This window comes from Bacillus sp. LR--39 (assembly GCF_053613335.1).
In genome coordinates this window covers 1-597 of record NZ_JBSIOT010001226.1, presented here as the reverse complement: position 1 = coordinate 597, position 597 = coordinate 1, and the positions used below count along the sequence as shown (strand labels likewise).

The 597-nt window shown below is 49.4% G+C and carries 1 pseudogene; it reads right to left on the bottom strand.

Going from position 1 to position 597, the window contains the following annotated elements:
- Positions 1-597, bottom strand: a pseudogene (htrC, locus tag ACWHAR_RS29585) (serine protease HtrC); the annotation flags it as partial.

Sequence of the window (597 nt, the reverse complement as noted above, 5' to 3'; positions counted from 1 at the left end):
TAGGAAGCTTTAATGTTTCATACCAATGATAGCTTGCGATGTCGCTTAGGGATTTTATCTCAATGCCAAGGAACGGGCGTTTGACCTTTCCGTATCTCTCTAAATCCTCTATCACAGGGATCACGAGCTTAGACGGAATGGACAGGCCAATCCCTTCAACCGCTGACTCGGCAATTTTCATTGAATTGATGCCAATGACCTTCCCATCCATATTTAACAAAGCGCCGCCGCTGTTCCCAGGGTTAATGGCCGCATCTGTTTGCAGGACTTCTGCGTTCCAGTCAGGCTGTCCATCACCGTTTGAATCTACTGGGATCGCCCTCTCCGTACCCGAGATGACGCCTTGTGTGACAGAGCCAGCAAACTCAAGGCCTAACGGGTTCCCGATCGCAATAACCGGCTCCCCAGACTTCACTTTATCTGAATTTCCGAAATCGGCGACTGCTTTAATTTTATCGCTTTTCACCCGTAAAACGGCAAGGTCCATCAGCTGGTCGCTGCCGACAAGATCAGCTGGTACACGCGATCCGTCTTTCAAGCTGATTTCAATTTGGGAAGCGCCTTCGATGACATGATGGTTAGTCACGACATAAGCGG